Source organism: Mesorhizobium sp. M0244, assembly GCF_040321795.1.
Classification (GTDB): Bacteria; Pseudomonadota; Alphaproteobacteria; order Rhizobiales; family Rhizobiaceae; genus Mesorhizobium.
Window position 1 is genome coordinate 95,323 of sequence record NZ_JAMYSE010000012.1, and the last position, 17,433, is coordinate 112,755.

At 64.0% G+C, this 17,433-nt stretch carries 19 protein-coding genes; 10 read left to right on the plus strand and 9 right to left on the minus strand.

Going from position 1 to position 17,433, the window contains the following annotated elements; translation table 11 throughout:
• Positions 1-8: 8 nt before the first annotated feature.
• Positions 9-1,853 carry a dihydroxy-acid dehydratase gene (gene ilvD / locus NKJ08_RS11685; protein ID WP_352781806.1) on the minus strand — a complete coding sequence of 615 codons (1,845 nt, stop codon included), beginning with the start codon at positions 1,851-1,853 and terminating at the stop codon, positions 9-11.
• A gap of 317 nt (positions 1,854-2,170) precedes the next feature.
• Here ilvD and NKJ08_RS11690 point away from each other — a divergent pair, with 317 nt between their 5' ends.
• On the plus strand, positions 2,171-2,644 hold the full coding sequence (locus NKJ08_RS11690; RefSeq protein WP_352522615.1) for a VOC family protein: 474 nt from the start codon (positions 2,171-2,173) through the stop codon (positions 2,642-2,644).
• A 171-nt stretch (positions 2,645-2,815) separates the two neighbouring features.
• Here NKJ08_RS11690 and NKJ08_RS11695 read toward each other — a convergent pair whose 3' ends face one another.
• The 4 genes from NKJ08_RS11695 to NKJ08_RS11710 all read right to left on the minus strand — a co-directional run bounded on the left by NKJ08_RS11695 (position 2,816) and on the right by NKJ08_RS11710 (position 6,646).
• Complete coding sequence (locus NKJ08_RS11695) at positions 2,816-4,408, minus strand: peptide chain release factor 3 (protein WP_352781807.1); 1,593 nt, start codon at positions 4,406-4,408, stop codon at positions 2,816-2,818.
• 88 nt (positions 4,409-4,496) lie between these two features.
• Entirely contained in the window at positions 4,497-4,859 is a 363-nt protein-coding gene (locus NKJ08_RS11700) for a hypothetical protein (RefSeq protein ID WP_352522617.1), read from the minus strand.
• A 266-nt stretch (positions 4,860-5,125) separates the two neighbouring features.
• Positions 5,126-6,016 (minus strand): haloalkane dehalogenase, encoded by an 891-nt coding sequence (locus NKJ08_RS11705; protein WP_352781808.1) that lies wholly within the window; start codon positions 6,014-6,016, stop codon positions 5,126-5,128.
• A gap of 39 nt (positions 6,017-6,055) precedes the next feature.
• A complete protein-coding gene (locus NKJ08_RS11710) occupies positions 6,056-6,646 on the minus strand; it encodes a TetR/AcrR family transcriptional regulator (protein ID WP_352781809.1) in 591 nt (196 codons plus the stop codon).
• A 116-nt stretch (positions 6,647-6,762) separates the two neighbouring features.
• Here NKJ08_RS11710 and NKJ08_RS11715 point away from each other — a divergent pair, with 116 nt between their 5' ends.
• A complete protein-coding gene (locus tag NKJ08_RS11715) occupies positions 6,763-7,839 on the plus strand; it encodes an NAD(P)/FAD-dependent oxidoreductase (RefSeq protein WP_352781810.1) in 1,077 nt (358 codons plus the stop codon).
• On the opposite strand, the gene NKJ08_RS11720 is transcribed toward NKJ08_RS11715, so the two are convergent.
• Together NKJ08_RS11720 and NKJ08_RS11725 are read right to left on the minus strand one after the other, a co-directional pair.
• Positions 7,833-9,206: an amidase gene (locus tag NKJ08_RS11720; RefSeq protein ID WP_352781811.1), complete on the minus strand. Its 1,374-nt coding sequence runs from the start codon at positions 9,204-9,206 to the stop codon at positions 7,833-7,835. The two genes, NKJ08_RS11715 and NKJ08_RS11720, sit on opposite strands and share 7 nt — an antisense overlap.
• A gap of 174 nt (positions 9,207-9,380) precedes the next feature.
• Positions 9,381-9,596 carry a DUF6356 family protein gene (locus tag NKJ08_RS11725; protein WP_352781812.1) on the minus strand — a complete coding sequence of 72 codons (216 nt, stop codon included), beginning with the start codon at positions 9,594-9,596 and terminating at the stop codon, positions 9,381-9,383.
• Positions 9,597-9,714: 118 nt separating this feature from the next.
• Here NKJ08_RS11725 and NKJ08_RS11730 point away from each other — a divergent pair, with 118 nt between their 5' ends.
• The 3 genes from NKJ08_RS11730 (at position 9,715) to NKJ08_RS11740 (ending at position 11,408) form a co-directional block, all read left to right on the plus strand.
• Complete coding sequence (locus NKJ08_RS11730; protein ID WP_352781813.1) at positions 9,715-10,182, plus strand: Lrp/AsnC family transcriptional regulator; 468 nt, start codon at positions 9,715-9,717, stop codon at positions 10,180-10,182.
• An 84-nt stretch (positions 10,183-10,266) separates the two neighbouring features.
• On the plus strand, positions 10,267-10,752 hold the full coding sequence (gene dut / locus NKJ08_RS11735) for a dUTP diphosphatase (protein WP_352781814.1): 486 nt from the start codon (positions 10,267-10,269) through the stop codon (positions 10,750-10,752).
• Positions 10,752-11,408, plus strand: coding sequence for an HAD family hydrolase (locus tag NKJ08_RS11740; RefSeq protein WP_352781815.1), 657 nt, complete (start codon positions 10,752-10,754; stop codon positions 11,406-11,408). The genes dut and NKJ08_RS11740 overlap by 1 nt, the downstream gene beginning before the upstream one ends.
• 97 nt (positions 11,409-11,505) lie before the next feature.
• Here NKJ08_RS11740 and NKJ08_RS11745 read toward each other — a convergent pair whose 3' ends face one another.
• Entirely contained in the window at positions 11,506-12,090 is a 585-nt protein-coding gene (locus tag NKJ08_RS11745) for a TetR/AcrR family transcriptional regulator (protein ID WP_352781816.1), read from the minus strand.
• A 76-nt stretch (positions 12,091-12,166) separates the two neighbouring features.
• Here NKJ08_RS11745 and NKJ08_RS11750 point away from each other — a divergent pair, with 76 nt between their 5' ends.
• The 4 genes from NKJ08_RS11750 to NKJ08_RS11765 all read left to right on the plus strand — a co-directional run bounded on the left by NKJ08_RS11750 (position 12,167) and on the right by NKJ08_RS11765 (position 15,386).
• Entirely contained in the window at positions 12,167-12,577 is a 411-nt protein-coding gene (locus NKJ08_RS11750; RefSeq protein ID WP_352781817.1) for an SRPBCC family protein, read from the plus strand.
• 75 nt (positions 12,578-12,652) lie between these two features.
• Positions 12,653-13,510 carry a hypothetical protein gene (locus NKJ08_RS11755; protein WP_352522628.1) on the plus strand — a complete coding sequence of 286 codons (858 nt, stop codon included), beginning with the start codon at positions 12,653-12,655 and terminating at the stop codon, positions 13,508-13,510.
• 77 nt (positions 13,511-13,587) lie between these two features.
• On the plus strand, positions 13,588-14,391 hold the full coding sequence (locus NKJ08_RS11760; RefSeq protein ID WP_352522629.1) for an isocitrate lyase/PEP mutase family protein: 804 nt from the start codon (positions 13,588-13,590) through the stop codon (positions 14,389-14,391).
• Positions 14,388-15,386 (plus strand): proline racemase family protein, encoded by a 999-nt coding sequence (locus NKJ08_RS11765; RefSeq protein WP_352522630.1) that lies wholly within the window; start codon positions 14,388-14,390, stop codon positions 15,384-15,386. The genes NKJ08_RS11760 and NKJ08_RS11765 overlap by 4 nt, the downstream gene beginning before the upstream one ends.
• On the opposite strand, the gene NKJ08_RS11770 is transcribed toward NKJ08_RS11765, so the two are convergent.
• Entirely contained in the window at positions 15,383-16,078 is a 696-nt protein-coding gene (locus NKJ08_RS11770; RefSeq protein ID WP_352522631.1) for a sulfate transporter family protein, read from the minus strand. The two genes, NKJ08_RS11765 and NKJ08_RS11770, sit on opposite strands and share 4 nt — an antisense overlap.
• A 215-nt stretch (positions 16,079-16,293) precedes the next feature.
• Between NKJ08_RS11770 and NKJ08_RS11775 the strand changes: the two genes are divergently transcribed.
• A complete protein-coding gene (locus NKJ08_RS11775; protein ID WP_352781818.1) occupies positions 16,294-17,286 on the plus strand; it encodes an adenosine kinase in 993 nt (330 codons plus the stop codon).
• Positions 17,287-17,433: the final 147 nt, after the last annotated feature.

A 17,433-nucleotide genomic window follows, 5' to 3' on the forward strand; every position in this document is an offset into this window, starting at 1 on the left:
AATCACACCTATTCCGGCACATACCTCACCGCCCCCTTGGCAGCACTTGTCGCCATTGCCGCATAGGCGCGCAAGGCTGTCGTCACCTTGCGCTTGCGCTTTTCCTCGGGCTTCCAGGCAGCGGTTCCCTTGGCCTCCATGGCCACGCGGCGGGCGGCGAGTTCCGCGTCGTCGACAGCAAGCCTAATAGTGCGGTTCGGGATATCGATCTCGATCGTGTCGCCCTCATGCACCAGTCCGATCAGCCCGCCTTCCGCCGCCTCGGGAGAGGCATGGCCGATCGACAGGCCGGAGGTACCGCCGGAAAAGCGGCCGTCGGTGACCAGCGCGCAGGCTTTGCCGAGTCCCTTCGACTTGAGATAGCTGGTCGGGTAGAGCATTTCCTGCATGCCGGGGCCGCCGCGCGGCCCTTCATAGCGGATGACGACGACATCGCCGGCCTTGATCTCGTTCGACAGGATCGCCTTGACGCTGGCGTCCTGGCTTTCGAACACCCTCGCCGGGCCGGTGAATTTCAGGATCGATTCATCGACGCCGGCGGTCTTTACGATGCAGCCGTCGAGCGCGAGATTGCCTTTCAGCACGGCAAGGCCGCCATCCCTGGAGAAAGGATGTTCGGCCGAGCGGATAACACCTTTCTCGCGGTCGAGATCGAGATCGTCCCAGCGGCGGTCTTGGCTGAACGCGACCTGCGTTGGCACGCCGCCGGGTGCTGCCAGGAAGAAATCGCGGACATTCTGGCTGGTGGTGCGCGAGATATCCCAATGGTCGAGCGCTTCGCCGAGGCTTGCCGTATGCACCGTCGGCAGGTCGCGGTTGATCAGCCCGGCGCTATCCAGCTGGCCGAGGATCGCCATGATGCCGCCGGCGCGATGGACATCCTCCATGTGGACGTCAGCCTTGGCCGGAGCCACCTTGCACAGCACCGGAACCCGCCGCGACAGCCGGTCGATGTCCTCCATGGTGAAGTCGACCTCGCCCTCGTGTGCTGCGGCGAGGATGTGCAGCACCGTGTTGGTCGAGCCGCCCATGGCGATGTCGAGCGTCATTGCGTTCTCGAAGGCGCCCTTCGAGGCGATGCTGCGCGGCAGCGCGGTGTCGTCGTCCTGCTCGTAATAGCGCTGGGCGAGATCGACGATCAGATGACCGGCCTCGACGAACAGCCGCTTGCGGTCGGCATGCGTGGCCAGCGTCGAGCCGTTGCCGGGCAGCGAGAGGCCGAGCGCCTCGGTCAGGCAGTTCATCGAATTGGCGGTGAACATGCCGGAGCAGGAGCCGCAGGTCGGACAGGCCGAGCGCTCGATGATCTTGACGTCCTCGTCGGAGATATTGTCATCGGCGGCCGCAACCATGGCGTCGACCAGGTCAAGCGCCTGGGTCTTGCCGGCGAGCACCACCTTACCGGCCTCCATCGGGCCGCCGGAGACGAAGACGGTGGGGATGTCGAGGCGCAGCGACGCCATTAGCATGCCCGGCGTGATCTTGTCGCAATTCGAGATGCAGACCATGGCGTCGGCGCAGTGCGCGTTGACCATGTATTCCACCGAGTCGGCGATCAATTCGCGCGACGGCAGCGAATAGAGCATGCCGTCATGGCCCATGGCGATGCCGTCATCGACGGCGATGGTGTTGAATTCCTTGGCGACGCCGCCGGCCTTTTCGATCTCGCGGGCAACCAGCTGGCCGAGATCCTTCAGATGGACATGGCCGGGCACGAATTGGGTAAAGGAATTGACCACCGCGATGATCGGCTTGCCGAAATCCGAATCCTTCATCCCGGTGGCGCGCCACAGGCCGCGTGCGCCGGCCATGTTGCGGCCATGGGTGGTGGTGCGGGAACGGTAGGCGGGCATTGAACTGTCCTTGCTGTCTGCGTCGCGCCAGCGGGGGCGCGGAAAACCGGAATTGAGCCGCAGGCCTTATAGACGCCACGCTCTGGTCTGGCCACAATTTTACGCTGCGCCAGATATTGGCTGCATGGTGGAACGAGCGGCCGTGATCTCGGGCCAAAGGCGGCAAGCCGGTCCACCCAGTAAAAAAGTCAGAGGTGCTGTCGGATCGCGGTTTGCTCGAGCGTCCTTGGGTCAAACGGCGGGGACCAGGGCATTGATCGCCAGCCGGCCGTTTTACGAGTGAAAGCAAAGCCAAAACCAGCCCGAGGAGCAAGAGAATGCAAAAGATCACCACCTTCCTGTGGTTCGACGACCAGGCCGAGGAGGCCATGAATCACTACGTCTCCATCTTCAAGAACTCGAAGGTGCTGAGCGTGACGCGCTGGCCCAAGGGCAGCGGCGATCGTGAGGGCAAGGTGCTGGTGGTCTCGTTCGAGCTCGACGGTGTTCAGTTCCAGGCGCTCAACGGCGGGCCGCAATTCAAGTTCACCGAGGCAGTGTCGCTCTCCATCGACTGCAAGACGCAGGAAGAGGTCGACCATTTCTGGAACAGGCTCATCGAGGGCGGCGGCGAGCCCAGCCAGTGCAGCTGGCTGAAGGACAAATTCGGCCTCTCCTGGCAGGTCGTGCCGGAGCAACTGCCCAGGCTGCTGCAAGATCCCGACAGGGAAAAGGCTGGCCGGGTGATGCAGGCGATGATGCAGATGAGCAAGATCGATATCGCGAAGATCGAAGAGGCAGCCAGGGGGTGAGCGATGGCGCTCTTCCCCTTCTCCCCCTGTGGGAGAAAGTGGATTGGCGCGGAGCGCCAAGACGGTTGAGGGGTGTTGGACGTAACGAGGCGTTGGTGTTTCCTGGAACACCCCTCATCCGTCGCCTTCGGCGACACCTTCTCCCACAAGGGGAGAAGGCAAGGTGGCGCATCAAGCCGCTCTGTCGCGGACTTGGTAATCCTTGACCGCCGCGAAGCGGATCGCCTTCCAGCGTTCGGCCTCGTAGTTTAGCGAGAAGGCGTGCTGGGCGAGGAACACCGGATCGTTGTCGAGGTCGCGGGCAATGTCGCCGCGATGCGCCTCGATGAAGCGCTGGAGTTCGGCCTTGTCGTCGGCCGATATCCAGCGGCAGACGGAAAAACGCGACATCTCGAAATCGACCGGCAGCGTGTATTCGAAGTTCAGGCGTTCTTTCAGGACATCGAGCTGCAGGGCGCCGACGACGCCGACGATGGCCGGCGAGCCGTCCTCCGGCGAGAACAATTGCACGACGCCTTCCTCGGCCATCTGGTGCAGCGCCTCCTTGAGCTTCTTGGCTTTCATGGCATCGCCGAGGCGAACGCGGCGCAGGATTTCTGGCGCGAAATTCGGCACGCCGCGAAACAGGATCTCCTCGCCTTCGGTCAGCGTGTCGCCGATGCGCAGCGTGCCGTGGTTGGGAATACCGACGACGTCGCCGGCAAACGCCTCGTCGGCGGTGACGCGGGTGCGGGCGAAGAAGAATTGCGGTGCCGACAGGCTCATTGGCTTTCCCGTGCGCACCAGCTTGGCCTTCATGCCGCGCTCGAGCTTGCCAGAACAGACGCGGACGAAGGCGATGCGGTCGCGATGGTTGGGGTCCATATTGGCCTGGATCTTGAAGACGAAGGACGTCATCTTGTCCTCGGTCGCCTCGACCTTGCGGCTGTCGGCCTCCTGCGCGCGCGGCGGCGGCCCATAGGCGCCGAGCGCCTCGATCAGATCGCGCACGCCGTAATTGCGCAGCGCCGAGCCGAAATAGACCGGCGTCAAATGGCCCTCGCGGAAGGCATCGAGGTAGAGCGGGCGGCAGGCTTCGCGCGCCAGCTCCAGCTCCTCGATGAAGGCCTCCCGCTCGTTCTCCGGCAGCAGGCCGGCGACGCGGTTGGAATCGGGGCCGTTGACCGGCGTGCGCTCCTTCTCGGCGTCGCCCTTGCGCACCGCGTTCAGCGCCAGATGGTAGGTGCCGGAAAAAGTCTTGCCGCGGCCGATCGGCCAGGTGATCGGTGCCGTGTCCAGCGCCAGCTTCTGCTCGATCTCGTCGAGGATCTCGAACGGGTCACGGCTTTCGCGGTCCATCTTGTTGACGAAGGTGATGATCGGGATATCGCGCAGCCGGCATACCTCGAACAGTTTCAGCGTGCGCGGCTCGATACCCTTGGCGGCATCGATGACCATGACCGCACTGTCGACCGCCGACAGCGTGCGATAGGTATCGTCGGCGAAATCCTCGTGGCCGGGCGTGTCGAGCAGGTTGAAGACAGTGTCCTCATATTCGAAGGTCATCACCGAGGTGACCACCGAGATGCCGCGCTCGCGTTCGATCTTCATCCAGTCGGACCGGGTCTGGATGCGGTCCTTCTTGGCCTTGACCTCGCCGGCAAGCTGGATGGCGCCGCCGAACAAAAGCAGCTTTTCGGTCAGCGTGGTCTTGCCGGCGTCGGGGTGGGCGATGATCGCGAAAGTGCGGCGGCGCGATACCGCTTGTTCGATGTCTTCAGCCAATTTCAGGAATCCTGTCTGTGGCGCGGGCTTCTAGCAGCGCTTTCCCTGCCTGTCGAACGGAAACACCGCTGATATCCCGGCAGCAGGTTCAGTCTCTGACGATAGCCGCCTGCGTGACCGAGCCAGCGTCATCCAGGCGCATAACCAGCCATTCAGAGTCGATCGAAAAAAATCCCCTTTCCGAACCAAGAACATAAACCAGACTCCAGTCCTCGAAATAGTCCGTCTTCGGCGGCTCGCCGAGCATGGCAACAACTTCTGCCCGCGATTTCCCAACCAACGCCGCGGTCAGCACCAAACGGTCAGCAATGCGATGGCGCTTATGCAAAGGATCCAGCCAGTTGTCGTCCTGCCACCAAGATCGAACGAACGGCAGCGGGCCGAAGAAGACGGCATAGACAATGGCGGCTCCGGCTGCAGCAAAAACCAGCCCTTTTATCCAGCGGCGCAAATGACCCTCATGTGATTGAGCTGAACGTTTCCAGTGAGGCGATCGTCATCGACCGCGCTTCGAGAGCGGTCCCGGCAACGTTCTTGGCAAGTATGTACCACGATGGCATGAGGGCAAGAAAGTCCTGGCGATTGAAGGTGCACTGCCGTGAGCAAGAACATCATCGTCATCGACGCCGGCATCATCGGCGCCTCCATCGCCCGGCACCGGCAGAGCTAAGCTGTCGACCTCTCCGGCGGCCGCGGCTGCTGGTTTACACTCCGGCGTCAGGCCGGTTCGGCGGCATAGCTCTCGGTGGCTATCTCGGGAATCCACTCGGCAATAGCGGCGCCGATCTTGTCGGCATGGTCCTCCTGCAGATAATGCGCACCGGGTCCGAGGTCGATCAGGCGGCAGTTCTTCAGCCCGGCTGCGAATTCCCGTGCCGCCTGCGGCGAGACGAGGGCGCCGGGATCGCCGCAGAAAAGCAGCTTTGGGTAGGAGGAAGCCCGGAGCGCCCGATGGTCGTGCTCACTGATGGCGGAGACATCGGCGGGCTGGCCTTCTATCGGCAGGTCCCGCGGCAGCCTCAGGATCGGCTTGCGCGATTGCGGTGTCGGGAACGGCGCCCGGTAGGCGGCCATTTCCCCATCGCTCATCGTGCGCAGCACAGCAGCCGGCAGCACCTTTTCGACGAAGACGTTATCTTCCAGAACAAGCTTCTCACCGACGCCAGGCGTGCGCATTGCCTTGAACAATTCGCGCGCTTGCGGACGCTGGTGAAAATCGTCCCAACTCTCGAAGGGGCGGATGAATTCCATGAAGGCCAGGCCGAGAATCCGCTGCGGCCACCGGGCCGCGAGATGGAAGGCGAGTGCGGTGCCCCAGTCCTGCGCGACGACCACCATGTCGGTGATGCCAAGCGTCTCGATGAAAGCGTCGAGGTAACGGACGTGGTCGAAGAAGCGATAGTCGATGTCCGGCTTGCCGGACTGGCCATAGCCGATCAGGTCGGGCGCGATGCAGCGGCCGAACGGCGCCACATGCGGGATGATGTCGCGCCAGATGTAGGACGACGTCGGGTTGCCGTGCAGGAAGAGCACCGTCGGACCGGCCGCGCCTGCCTCGATATAGGACATGGTGGAATCGAGTACCGCGACTTGCGAGCGCGGCAACATTATGCGGCTTCCAGCTTTTCGAGTTTCGGGTTCATCGGATCAGCTCCTTTTTGCGAAGACTGTTTTGAAGACGATGTTCTTGAAACGCTCGAGCGGTTCGGGACCGCGCTCCACCTTCATGCGCAGCATTGCGCCTTGCCAGGAACTCAAAAGGAAATCGGCGAGATCCTCGGCATCGAACGCGTTGGTGATTTCGCCGGCCGCCTGGCCCTCGGCGATGCATTCGGCGAAGGGCTTACGCCAGCGTTCGAAGATGGCGACGAGTTGCAGCCTCAGCGCCTCACTGTGAGCCGCGGTCTCAAGGCTGAGATTGCCGATCATGCAGCCCTGTGCCCAGCCATGTACCTCCAGTTTCGAAGTGATGATTTCGAGATAGCGGCGCAACCGCCCGACCGGGGCCGTGCCGTCCCGGGCGAGGGCCTGTTCCACCAAACCGCTCACATAGGCGAAATAGCGGTCCAGCACCTCGCCGGTGAACGCCTCCTTGGAGGCAAAATGATTGGTGAAGGAGCCCGGGCGGGCATCGGCCGCGGCGACGATGTCGCGTACGCCAGCGGACGAGTAGCCGGAATTCCAGATGGTTTTGAAACCAGCGTCGAGGAGTTTTTCGCGAAGTGAATGTCTAGCCATCGCAACATAATACGTACGTACGTATTAAAATCAAGAAGCATATATATGCCGCGCTCTCTTGGCAGAACCCCTCGGCAATGGCATCGGAGTGGTCGCGTTGGAACGAGGAGTGAAGCATGACACCGGCGAAAGAAGTGATCGTCGTCGGCACCGGCATCGTCGGCGCTTCCATCGCCTGGCACCTGACCAGGGCCGAGGCAAAGGTGACGGTCATTGCCGACAGCGGCGCCGGCGGCGTCGCGACGCCGAATTCCTTTGCCTGGATCAATGCCAGCTGGGGCAATCCAGAGCCGTACTTCCGGCTGCGCATCCGATCGATGGCCGAATGGAGGCGATTGGCGAACGAGGTGCCCGGCATCCCGTTGCAATGGTGCGGTGGCCTCCGCTGGGACCTGCAGCGTGCCGAGCTTGAAACCTATGCTGCCGAGCACTCCTCATGGGGCTACGGCATCGAGCGTGTCGACCATGCCGGGGCAGCGCGCATCGAGCCCAATGTGACCGAGCTTCCCGATTTCGCCCTTTATGTCGCCGAGGAAGGTGTCGCCGAGCCGGTCGCTGCCACGCAAGCACTGCTGACCGAGGCCGAACGGCGCGGCGCGCGGCTGCTGATGGGAGTTACCGCGACCGCGCTTGTGCAGGCCAACGGCTGGATAACCGGCGTCGAGACATCCGGCGGGCGGATCGCCGCCGACGAGGTGGTGATCGCGGCCGGAGCCGGCTCTCCGGCAATAGCGGCAACAGCCGGGATAGAACTGCCGATCGAGACACCACCCGGCCTGATCGTGCATTCGCGGCCGTACCAAAAGCTGCTCAACGGCCTGGTGATCGGCGACCGCCTGCACATGCGCCAGACGGCGGAGGGACGCATCATCGCCGGCTCGGATTTCGGCGGCGCCGATCCGGGCATGGATGCCGCAGCCACCGCCCGCAACCTGTTTGCTGCGATGAAGACCATGCTGCGCGGCGCGGACGGGCTGGAACTCGATTTCCACACCGTCGGCTATCGGCCGACGCCGATCGACAGCTTTCCGATCATTGGGCGCGCGGAAGGCAGGAGCGGCGTTTACGTCGCGGTCATGCATTCCGGCATCACGCTGGCGCCGGCAGTCGGCCTGTTCGCCGCCCGTGAAATCCTCGAAGGCGAGCGCGATCCGCTGCTTGCGCCCTATGGCCTTACGCGGTTTTCTCAATAGCCGGGCGGCCTGCGAAAGCCGCCGGTGAGCGGCTCGATTGCCCTGGCGATCCCGAGCAGCCGCGCCTCCGACCAGCGTTTGCCGACCAGTTGCAGGCCGATGGGCAGGCCATTGCTGTCCTGCCCGCATGGCAGCGACAATGCCGGATGGCCGCTATAGTTGAACACCGCGCCATAGGCCGGCAGCATCCAGTAGCTTTGCTTCTTGCCGTCGACCTCGATCGGCGTTCCCGGCTCGCAATGCGGGAAGGCGGTGACAATGGCGACGGGGCACAGCAAGGCGTCGCAGTCTTCGAAGAACCGATCCCATGCCAGGATGGAGCGGTCGCGGCGGGCGAGCGCCTCGAACCAGCGCGAGACCGGCGTCGGCTTCTCCGGTGGTTCGGGCTGCGCCGCCTCCAGCATCATGCCGATCAGCGCGCCGCCTTGCTCCAGATCGTCGTGCAGGTCGAGCTTCGGCAATTTGGCCTCCTCGACGATCGCGCCTGCCGACTGAAGCTCCTTTGCCAGACTTTCGACCGCCGCACTGATTTCGCCTGCCACTGGAAAACCTGGGAAGGACGGCGCGAAGGCAATACGCAAATTTTTGAGATCCAGCTCGGGCATGTCTTCGACCGGTACTGGCGCAAGGTCGGTGTCGCTTCCATCCGGCCCGGCAATGAGGCCGTAGATCAGTGCCAGGTCTTCGACGCTGCGCGCCAGCGGTCCGAGGCAGGACATCAGCCGCACGCTGCGCGATGCCCCGCCCGGATCGGGAAACGCGCCGGCCAGCGAGACGCGATGCTCGGTCGGCTTGAGGCCATAGACGCCGCAGAAGGCAGAAGGCAGCCGGATCGAATCCTGCATGTCGGTGCCGACCTCAAACGGCGTCATACCGGTGGTGAGCGCCGCCGCCGCACCGCCGCTGGAGCCGCCGGCGGTGCGCTGGAGATCCCAGGGATTGCCGGTGCGGCCGAACAGCGGATTGTTCGACTGCCAGTCGCCCAGCATCGTCGCCACGTTCGTCTTGCCGACCAGCACGCCGCCTGCGGCTTTCAGCCGGGCAACGACCGGGCTGTCTTGCCTCGCGACATAGTCGGCAAAGGGCGGGAAGCCGACGGTGGTCTTCATGCCCGCGGTCTCGTGCATGTCCTTCAGCGTGAACGGCACGCCGTGCAGCGGCCCGAGTGCGTCGCCGCGCGTCCGCGCTTGGTCGGCCTTTGCGGCGCGTTGCCGCGCGCCTTCCCGGTCGAGGGTTACGACGGCGTTGACCGCCTCATTGTGCCTGTCGACCTGCGCCAGATGCGCGTCGATCGCTTCCAGCGCGGAAATCTTGCCGTCGCGGATGGCGGAGGCCAGTTTGGTGGTCGAGGAAAAGACGATATCCATCGGGAGTGCTCCGGGCTGTCGCGCCGCGCTCCTCAAAATGGCGGATTGCGGCGCGGCTTCAAGCCTGGCTCAGCATTTCGACGACGGGCGGCGCTTGATCGGGATTGCGCTGCCGGGATCCGTTGAGGGGTCGGCGCTGTCCCGCGGCCTTGCCGCGATCGGCACCTCCACGGCTTAACGTCCTCGGTGGTGCGTCCGCTCGTAGAGCTCGCGGATGATGCCGCTTGCCGTAGACGCGAACAAGAACGGCAAGAAAGCGTGAACGAGCGCGGCAAAAGCCGCCATGAACAATCGCGACGAGAACCATGCCGCGAAAGCCATATGGCCGAAATAGCTCTCGCCGACCGTGGCCGGGTGAGAGGTGAAAAGTCTTGCGAGCCGTGCCGTCATGTCGATCCCTCCTGCCGGCATGAAGAGCCGACAATGACTATCCTGACATGGGCGCTCGGTTCATTCGTCTCAATTTATCCTTGTGTCAGGCCAAATTTTGAGACAAACATCCCACAGGATGCCGGATATCGACGAAATAGACCGAAGATTGCTGGCCGAGCTGCAACGCGACGGCACGCTATCCGTCGACCAGCTCTCGGCAAGAATATCGCTGTCGCGCAATGCCTGCTGGCGTCGGGTCAAGCGCCTGGAGGAAGACGGCGTCATCACCGGTCGGGTGGCGCTGGTCGATGCCGACAAGCTCGGGCTCGGCCTTTCCGTGTTCATCCTGATCCGCACCTCGAACCACGATCCCGACTGGCTGCAAAGATTCCGCGCGGCGGTCACCGGTTTTGCCGAGATCACCGGTGCCTACCGCATGTCCGGCGACCTCGACTATGTGCTGCGCGCTCGCGTCGCCGATGTGAAGGCCTATGACCGGCTCTACCAGCGCCTGATCGCCAAGGTGGCACTGTCGGACGTCTCGGCCTCCTTCGTCATGGAGGAGATCAAGGAGACCACCGTCGTTCCGATGGAACTGCGCTGAAGCGGAACTGTGCTGAAAGAAAGCCGTTGATAGCATTGCCGCCGAGTTGACTGGATCGGCGTTCGCGACGATAGGATCAGCCTTATGCGCGCAGCACTTTATCCCTCCTCCGTCATCGGTCCGGCCGTCGGCTTCGTCAGGCTGCCGCATGGCGAGGGATTGCCGCTCCCCGCCTATGAGAGCTCGGGCGCCGCCGGCATGGATCTGCGCGCCGCGGTGCCGGACGACCGGCCGCTTTTGATCCTGCCGGGAAAGCGAGCGCTGGTGCCTACCGGGCTGATCCTGGAAATTCCGGAGGGCGTGGAAGGCCAGGTGCGGCCGCGTTCCGGCCTCGCCTTCAAGCACGGGCTCACCTGCCTCAACACGCCGGGCACCATCGACAGCGATTATCGCGGCGAGGTCAAGGTGCTGCTGATCAATCTCGGCGACGAGGATTTCGCGGTGACGCGCGGCATGCGGATCGCCCAGATCGTCTTCGCCCCGGTGACGCAGGCGACCGTCGAGGAGCGCACATTGGCCGGCGGCACGGCGCGCGGCTCCGGCGGCTTCGGATCGACCGGGACCGCTTAATGAAAATACCCAAGCTCGTCATCTTCGATTGCGACGGGGTTCTGGTCGACACCGAGAACCTGGCCAACCGGCGGCTCGCCGAATGGCTGACCTCGGCCGGCTTTCCGGCCAGCTTCGAATATTGCCGCAAGAATTTTTCCGGCCGCAGCATGGTCTCGGTGCAGAAGGAAATCGAGGCGACCGGCGTCAGTCTTGGCGCCGATTTCGTCGAGCGCTGGAACGCCGGCCTGCCGAACCTGTTCGCGCATGGCGTCGAGGCCATCCCCTATGTTCGCGAATTCATCGAAACCGTGCACGCCGCCGGCATCGCCACCTGCGTCGCCTCGTCGGCACGGGTATCGAAAATGCACATCACGCTTGGCCAGACGGGGCTGCTGCCGCTGTTTGAGCACGCGCTGTTCAGCTCGACCATGGTCTCCCATGGCAAGCCGTTTCCCGACCTCTTCCTGCATGCGGCAGCGACGATGGGCTTCGCGCCTGCCGACTGCATCGTCATCGAGGACAGCGTCGCCGGGACTTTGGCCGGCATCGCCGCCGGCATGCGCGTCTATTCCTATCACGGCGACCCGCTTTCCGACCGCGACGGACTGATCGAAGCCGGCGGCATCCTGTTCGACGACATGCGTGAATTGGCCGGGCTGGTGCCGATCCACTGATCGGGCCTTTGTTGAGGCTACGTGCCTTAACGCTGTGTCGCCTTACGGGACGGTCCCAGCAAATGCTCTCGTCGCCTCGCGCAAATCCCCCTCGATTTCAGACCGGGCGCGGCGCCCCAAGTACTCGGTCGACCGTGTCGCGTATGAGAGTGCGCAGATTGGCCGGCCTGTCGAGATGACTGACGACAAGGAGGCCGTCGGCCGCCACTGTTAGCGCGTCTGCGGTGCGGTCCGGATCGGGATTTGCGTCCGTGACCAGCAGGTCCTTGAGGATGCCCCACTTCCAGTGACGATGCTTATCGATCGCCTGGCGAACCGAGCTGCTGGGATCGGGATATTCGGCAGCGGCATTCTGGAACGGGCAGCCGCGGTAGCCCGGCTGATCTGCCGCATCGGCGATGAGATCGAATATGGCAAGGATCATCTGGCGAGGTGGCCGTCGGCCAAGGCTCGCGATGGCGGCCCGTCCTCCCTTGCTGAGCTCCTCGATATAGGCGCGGACGAGATCGTCCTTGGCCGCGAAGTGGTGATAGAACGTCGCTTTGGCAACGCCGGCCTCGGCGATGATGCGGTCGATGCCGACTGCGCGGACTCCCTCCAGAGAAAACAGCGCGGTCGCCGTATCGAGGATGCGGCGGCGCGCAAGGCTTTCGGGTCGACCATTGGTTCGGGCTGCGGACATGCCTTGACTATAGCAGACCTGTCTGTATACATCTACCAGACAGACAGGTCTACCCGCTAACAGAGGAACAGCGAAAATGGCTTCGATAGTCAGGGAAATCATCGTAGATGCTTCACCGGAAAGCGTATGGGCGACGGTCGGCGACTTCGCCGGCGGCGCCCAACGGATAGCTCCAGGCGTTTTCGTCGACTGCCGGGTGGATGAGGGCGACGTGCGGGCTCTTACTTTTGCCGACGGCAAAGTTGTACGAGAGCGGCTCATCGCCCGCGACGAGCAGAACCGGCGGATCGTGTGGGGATGGCTCGGCGACGGGGTCACCCACGATAATACCTCTATGCAGGTCTTCGCCGAGAGCGAGGGCCGGAGCCGCCTGGTCTGGATCCACGATACTCTGCCCGACGAACTCGGCACGTGGCTCGCAGCCGCCATGGATCAGCTGGTGCCGGTGTTCCAGCAGACTCTGGCGACCGAAGCCAAACCAGCATAGTGACGCAACGCCAGGTGTTTCCTCTTGGCCGCAAAATGATTTAGCTTGTGCGCGCCCGACATAACGAGCGCGCGCATGACCTTCCCCCGGCTTCGTTTCCTCTTTGCCTGCCTGCTGCTGCCCTGTCTCTGGACGACGGCCAGCGCTGAGGCCGTCAGCTTCCCGGAGCTCGGCAGCGCCGTCCCCCGCCACGGCGATATCACCTATCTCGATCTCGCCAGGATGGTCATTCCCGATCTGGCCGCGGACAAGGACGGCTTTTTTCGGGGATCGATGCCGATCGAGATGCGCCACATCGCTGGGCCGGACTACGGCGGCTCGCCGCCGGCGACGTCAGGTCTTTCCAACGCCGGCGTGCTCGGCATCAAGGCCGGCGGCAAGGACCGGCTGACCATGCTGTTCGACCTCGGCGACTCGCCTGACAGTGCCGAAGGTTATGCCGTGCTGGCACTCTACGACATCGCCGGCAAGCCGGCGTTGCTCGACGCGGTCAATGTCGCCGTCGACCGCAGCACCTATTTTCGCGATCCGGGCAGGCTATCGATCGGGCTCGGCGATGACGTCATCATCAATACGAGCACGCATTTCAATTCGAGCCAGGGCTATGTGATCACGCCGCTGGTCATGGTCCGCAACGACAGGTTCGAGCTGATCGACATGATCTATACGTTCGACGAAAACCTCTGCACCAACAGAAGGACGCAGAATGCGGCCTTCCAGGCGATTGCCGACGGCCAGCCCTATGCAGCCATCAAGGTCACGGTGACCGACGCGACGGTGCCGGGCGATGAAAGCTGCGATGGCCAGCAGCCGCCAAAGGCGTCTTCGCGCGACATTTCCGTCACCTACCATTGGGACAAAAATGCTTCGCGCTACGTCAAGGATTCCGATGCGCTGGACCGATTGGCAGGAGAGAACGCCAAACGCTTCTGAGCCAACCGCATTTGTTTGCCCGGCGCGTGCCGCCGGGCTAGAATTTCCTTCATAGTCCGCACTGGAGGGGAGCATCCATGGATAAGGGAAAGATTTTTCGCGACCTGCATGCATCGATCTTCGTCATGGCCAATTCCTGGGACGTCGGCACGACCAAGCTCTTGGCCTCATTCGGCTTCAAGGCGCTGGCCACGACCAGCGCCGGCTTTGCCTTTTCGCGCGGCCTGCCGGACGGCGCGGTGACGTTCGAGGCAATGATCCACCATTGCCGCGAAGTGTCGGCGGCGACCGGACTGCCGGTTTCGGCCGACCTCGAAAAGGGCAAGGGCGATAGCGCGACAAGTGCCGGCGAGACCATCTTCGCCGCCGAGGCGGCGGGCCTCGCCGGCTGCTCGATCGAGGACCATACCGGCGAGCCCGACAAGCCGATCTACGATTTTTCGCATGCCGTCGAGCGCGTCGCGGCGGCGGCCGAAGCGGCCAGGGCACTGAAGCGCGATTTCGTCTTCACCGCTCGGGCTGAGAATTTCCTGTGGGGCAAGCCCGATCTCGACGACACGATCAAGCGGCTGCAGGCCTTCGAGAAGGCCGGCGCCGACGTGCTCTATGCACCGGGCCTCGGCGACATCGAGATGGTGCGAACCGTCTGCTCGGCGCTGACCAAGCCGGTCAACGTCATGGCCAGGCCCGGCTTCACCATCGCCGATCTTGCCATGGCGGGGGTAAAGCGCATCTCGCTTGGGCCTTGGCTCACCAATTTCGCCTTCGGCATGCTGGAGACCGCGGCGCGCGAGATCCAGCAGGACGGCACCTTCGGCTTCACCCGCGCAGCCATGCCGTTCGGCAAGCTGCAGGCCCTGTTTGCCAAGCCCGGCGAATGACGCTCACCGTCATCGACATGCACACCGGCGGCGAGCCGCTGCGGATCGTCACCGGCGGCTACCCCAATATTCCCAAGGGCACGATCCTCGAAAAGCGTGCCTATGTGCGCGACCATCTCGATCACCTCAGAAAGATCCTGATGTTCGAGCCGCGCGGCCATTACGATATGTATGGCGCGCTGCTGGTGGAACCCGACCTGCCGGACGCCGACCTCGCGGTGCTGTTCATGCACAATGAGGGCTATTCGACGATGTGCGGCCACGCCATCGTCGCGCTCGGCCGGTACGCCGTCGACGAGCGGCTGGTTGCGGCACGCGAGCCGCTAACGACGGTCAACATCGAGGCGCCATGCGGGCTGATCTCGGCTGCGGTCGAGGTAAAGGACGGCAAGGCCGGTGCGGTGTCCTTCGAAAGCGTGCCGGCGTTTCTGTTTGCTGGCGACCAGCACATCGAGCTGCCGGGCTATGGTGCGGTCGGCTTCGACGTTGCCTATGGCGGTGCCTTCTATGCGCTGGCCGATTGCCGCCAGTTCGGGCTGGCGTTCGGCAAGAACCGCGTGCGCGATTTCGTCGACGCGGCAACGACGCTGACCGGGAAGCTGAAAGCGGAATTGCCGCTGTCGCATCCCGACCATGCCGACCTTGCTTTCCTCTATGGCACGATCCTGACCGATGGACAGGATGCGTTCTCCGATACGCCGACCAAAAACATCTGCGTTTTCGCCGAGGCCGAGGTCGACCGCTCGCCGACCGGCTCGGGCGTTACCGCGCGGCTGGCGGCAATGCACGCCAAAGGCCAGATCGAGATTGGCCGGACGCGGCTGTTCGAGAGCATCGCCGGCTCGCGCTTTTCCGGCGCGGTCGCGCGGACGGCCAAAGCCGGGACGCATGACGCCATCATCGCCCGCGTCGGCGGCCGCGCCTTTTATAGCGGGCGAGCCGAATTCATCGTCGAGGACGACGACGAACTGGGGCGCGGCTTTCTGCTGCGCTAGCTCGCTTCCCGCGCCGAGATAGCCTTGTGCAGATGCACCATCATGGCGGCGGCGAACAGCGGCGTCAGAAGGTTGAGCAGCGGCACGGCGAGGAAAGCGGCGACAACCAGACCGGCCAGGAACACGGTGACCGAGTGCTTTCTGCGCAGCGCCTTGGCCTCGGCCTCCGGGCGAAAGCGCATGGCGGCGAACTCGAAAAACTCGCGCCCCAGCAGATAGCCGTTGACGATGAAGAAGGCGGCGATGTTGATGCCTGGCACCAGCAGAAGCAGCAGAGCCAGGATGTTGCCGAGGATGACGACGCCGAAGAACCGGATCGCCAGCACCAGCGAGCGCAGCGCCGGCACGGCGCGGCCGGGCGGATCGTTGGGATAGTCGGTGCGCTCGACCATCTCGGCGACGTCGTCGAGGAACAGGCCGGCGATGATCGCCGTCACCGGCGCGATGAGCAGCGCCAAGCCCAGCGCAAGGCCGATCCCGGCGACAATGACGCCCAGCCATCCGGCCCACGACGGCAGGCTGGGCAGCCATGCATCGATCCACGGCCAGGCCAGCCATTCGAACAGGCTCTTTATCCCGAACCACAGCGCCGCCAGCGCCAGCAAGGTCAGCCCCAGCGTCTTCAGGAACACGGAACGGAATTCGGGCGAGAACAGCCGGCTCAAGGCGGCGCGGGCAGCGTCGAGGATCACGGCGTTTCCAATCCCATGTCAAACGTGCCCGTGGCTGATGTCTCCCGGAATAGGCGGAGATAGCGCAGGCTGCAAGCGCAACCGCACAATGCGAAGCATCTGCGTTCTGCCCGGATTTATAACTCGCGGTCTAGGCAAAGCCGCATCAAACCGCTAGACCCGCCCGCGCCCGGCGTGGCAGAAAGCCGGTGGGTTTTTGGCGGAGACATGAATTGATGCCGGACTATGACGTGCTTTGTATCGGAAATGCCATCGTCGACATCATCGCCCAGTGCGACGAGGCGTTCCTGGAGACCAACGGCATCATCAAGGGCGCGATGAACCTGATCGACACAAGGCGCGCCGAACTGCTCTACAGCCGCATGGGCCCGGCGATCGAAGCCTCGGGCGGCAGCGCCGGCAACACGGCGGCGGGCGTCGCCTCCTTCGGCGGTCGCGCCGCCTTCTTCGGCAAGGTCTCCAACGACGCGCTCGGCGAGATTTACGCGCACGACATCCACGCGCAGGGCGTCGCCTTCGACACAAAACCGCTCGACGGCGAACCACCGACGGCGCGCTCGATGATCTTCGTCACGCCGGACGGCGAGCGCTCGATGAACACCTATCTCGGCGCCTGCATCGAACTCGGCCCGGAGGACGTCGAGGCCGACAAGGCCTCGGGCGCGGCGGTCACCTATTTCGAGGGTTATCTGTGGGACCCGCCGCGCGCCAAGGAGGCGATCCGGCAGACGGCGAAGCTCGCCCATGCGGCGGGGCGCGAAGTATCGATGACATTGTCGGATTCGTTCTGCGTCGACCGCTACCGCGACGAGTTCCTCGACCTGATGCGCTCCGGCACCGTCGACATCGTCTTTGCCAACAGCCACGAGATCAAGTCGCTCTACCAGACCGCGTCCTTCGACGAGGCGCTGGCCCGGATCCGCAAGGATTGCAAGATCGCCGCCGTCACCCGCTCGGAAAGGGGCTCGGTGATCGTGCGCGGCGACGAGACGGTCACCATCGAGGCGACCAAGATCCGGGAGCTGGTCGACACCACCGGCGCCGGCGACCTCTACGCCGCTGGCTTCCTCTACGGCTACACGCAAGGCCGCAGCCTGAAGCAGTGCGGCGATCTCGGCTCGCTGGCCGCCGGGCTGGTCATCCAGCAGATCGGCCCAAGGCCAAGGCAGAATTTGCGCCGAGAGGCCGAGCAGGCGGGGCTGCTGTAGGAGCGCTTGGTCTCGCTCGATGGCAGGACAATCGCAGATCGGCAAGTGGCCCCCCCCCCCCCAAGGCCACCCCCCCCCGCCCCGCCCCGAGGGGGGGGCAGCCCCCCCCCCCCCCGCGCCCCCGGCGGCCCCCCCGCGAGGCCGCCC

Bases quoted from the DNA above. Each gene is read 5' to 3' on its own strand.
- ilvD (WP_352781806.1), bottom strand. From the start codon at position 1,853: ATGCCCGCCTACCGTTCCCGCACCACCACCCATGGCCGCAACATGGCC.
- NKJ08_RS11690 (WP_352522615.1), top strand. From the start codon at position 2,171: ATGCAAAAGATCACCACCTTCCTGTGGTTCGACGACCAGGCCGAGGAG.
- NKJ08_RS11705 (WP_352781808.1), bottom strand. From the start codon at position 6,016: ATGTTGCCGCGCTCGCAAGTCGCGGTACTCGATTCCACCATGTCCTAT.
- NKJ08_RS11710 (WP_352781809.1), bottom strand. From the start codon at position 6,646: ATGGCTAGACATTCACTTCGCGAAAAACTCCTCGACGCTGGTTTCAAA.
- NKJ08_RS11715 (WP_352781810.1), top strand. From the start codon at position 6,763: ATGACACCGGCGAAAGAAGTGATCGTCGTCGGCACCGGCATCGTCGGC.
- NKJ08_RS11720 (WP_352781811.1), bottom strand. From the start codon at position 9,206: ATGGATATCGTCTTTTCCTCGACCACCAAACTGGCCTCCGCCATCCGC.
- NKJ08_RS11725 (WP_352781812.1), bottom strand. From the start codon at position 9,596: ATGACGGCACGGCTCGCAAGACTTTTCACCTCTCACCCGGCCACGGTC.
- NKJ08_RS11730 (WP_352781813.1), top strand. From the start codon at position 9,715: ATGCCGGATATCGACGAAATAGACCGAAGATTGCTGGCCGAGCTGCAA.
- dut (WP_352781814.1), top strand. From the start codon at position 10,267: ATGCGCGCAGCACTTTATCCCTCCTCCGTCATCGGTCCGGCCGTCGGC.
- NKJ08_RS11740 (WP_352781815.1), top strand. From the start codon at position 10,752: ATGAAAATACCCAAGCTCGTCATCTTCGATTGCGACGGGGTTCTGGTC.
- NKJ08_RS11745 (WP_352781816.1), bottom strand. From the start codon at position 12,090: ATGTCCGCAGCCCGAACCAATGGTCGACCCGAAAGCCTTGCGCGCCGC.
- NKJ08_RS11750 (WP_352781817.1), top strand. From the start codon at position 12,167: ATGGCTTCGATAGTCAGGGAAATCATCGTAGATGCTTCACCGGAAAGC.
- NKJ08_RS11755 (WP_352522628.1), top strand. From the start codon at position 12,653: ATGACCTTCCCCCGGCTTCGTTTCCTCTTTGCCTGCCTGCTGCTGCCC.
- NKJ08_RS11760 (WP_352522629.1), top strand. From the start codon at position 13,588: ATGGATAAGGGAAAGATTTTTCGCGACCTGCATGCATCGATCTTCGTC.
- NKJ08_RS11765 (WP_352522630.1), top strand. From the start codon at position 14,388: ATGACGCTCACCGTCATCGACATGCACACCGGCGGCGAGCCGCTGCGG.
- NKJ08_RS11775 (WP_352781818.1), top strand. From the start codon at position 16,294: ATGCCGGACTATGACGTGCTTTGTATCGGAAATGCCATCGTCGACATC.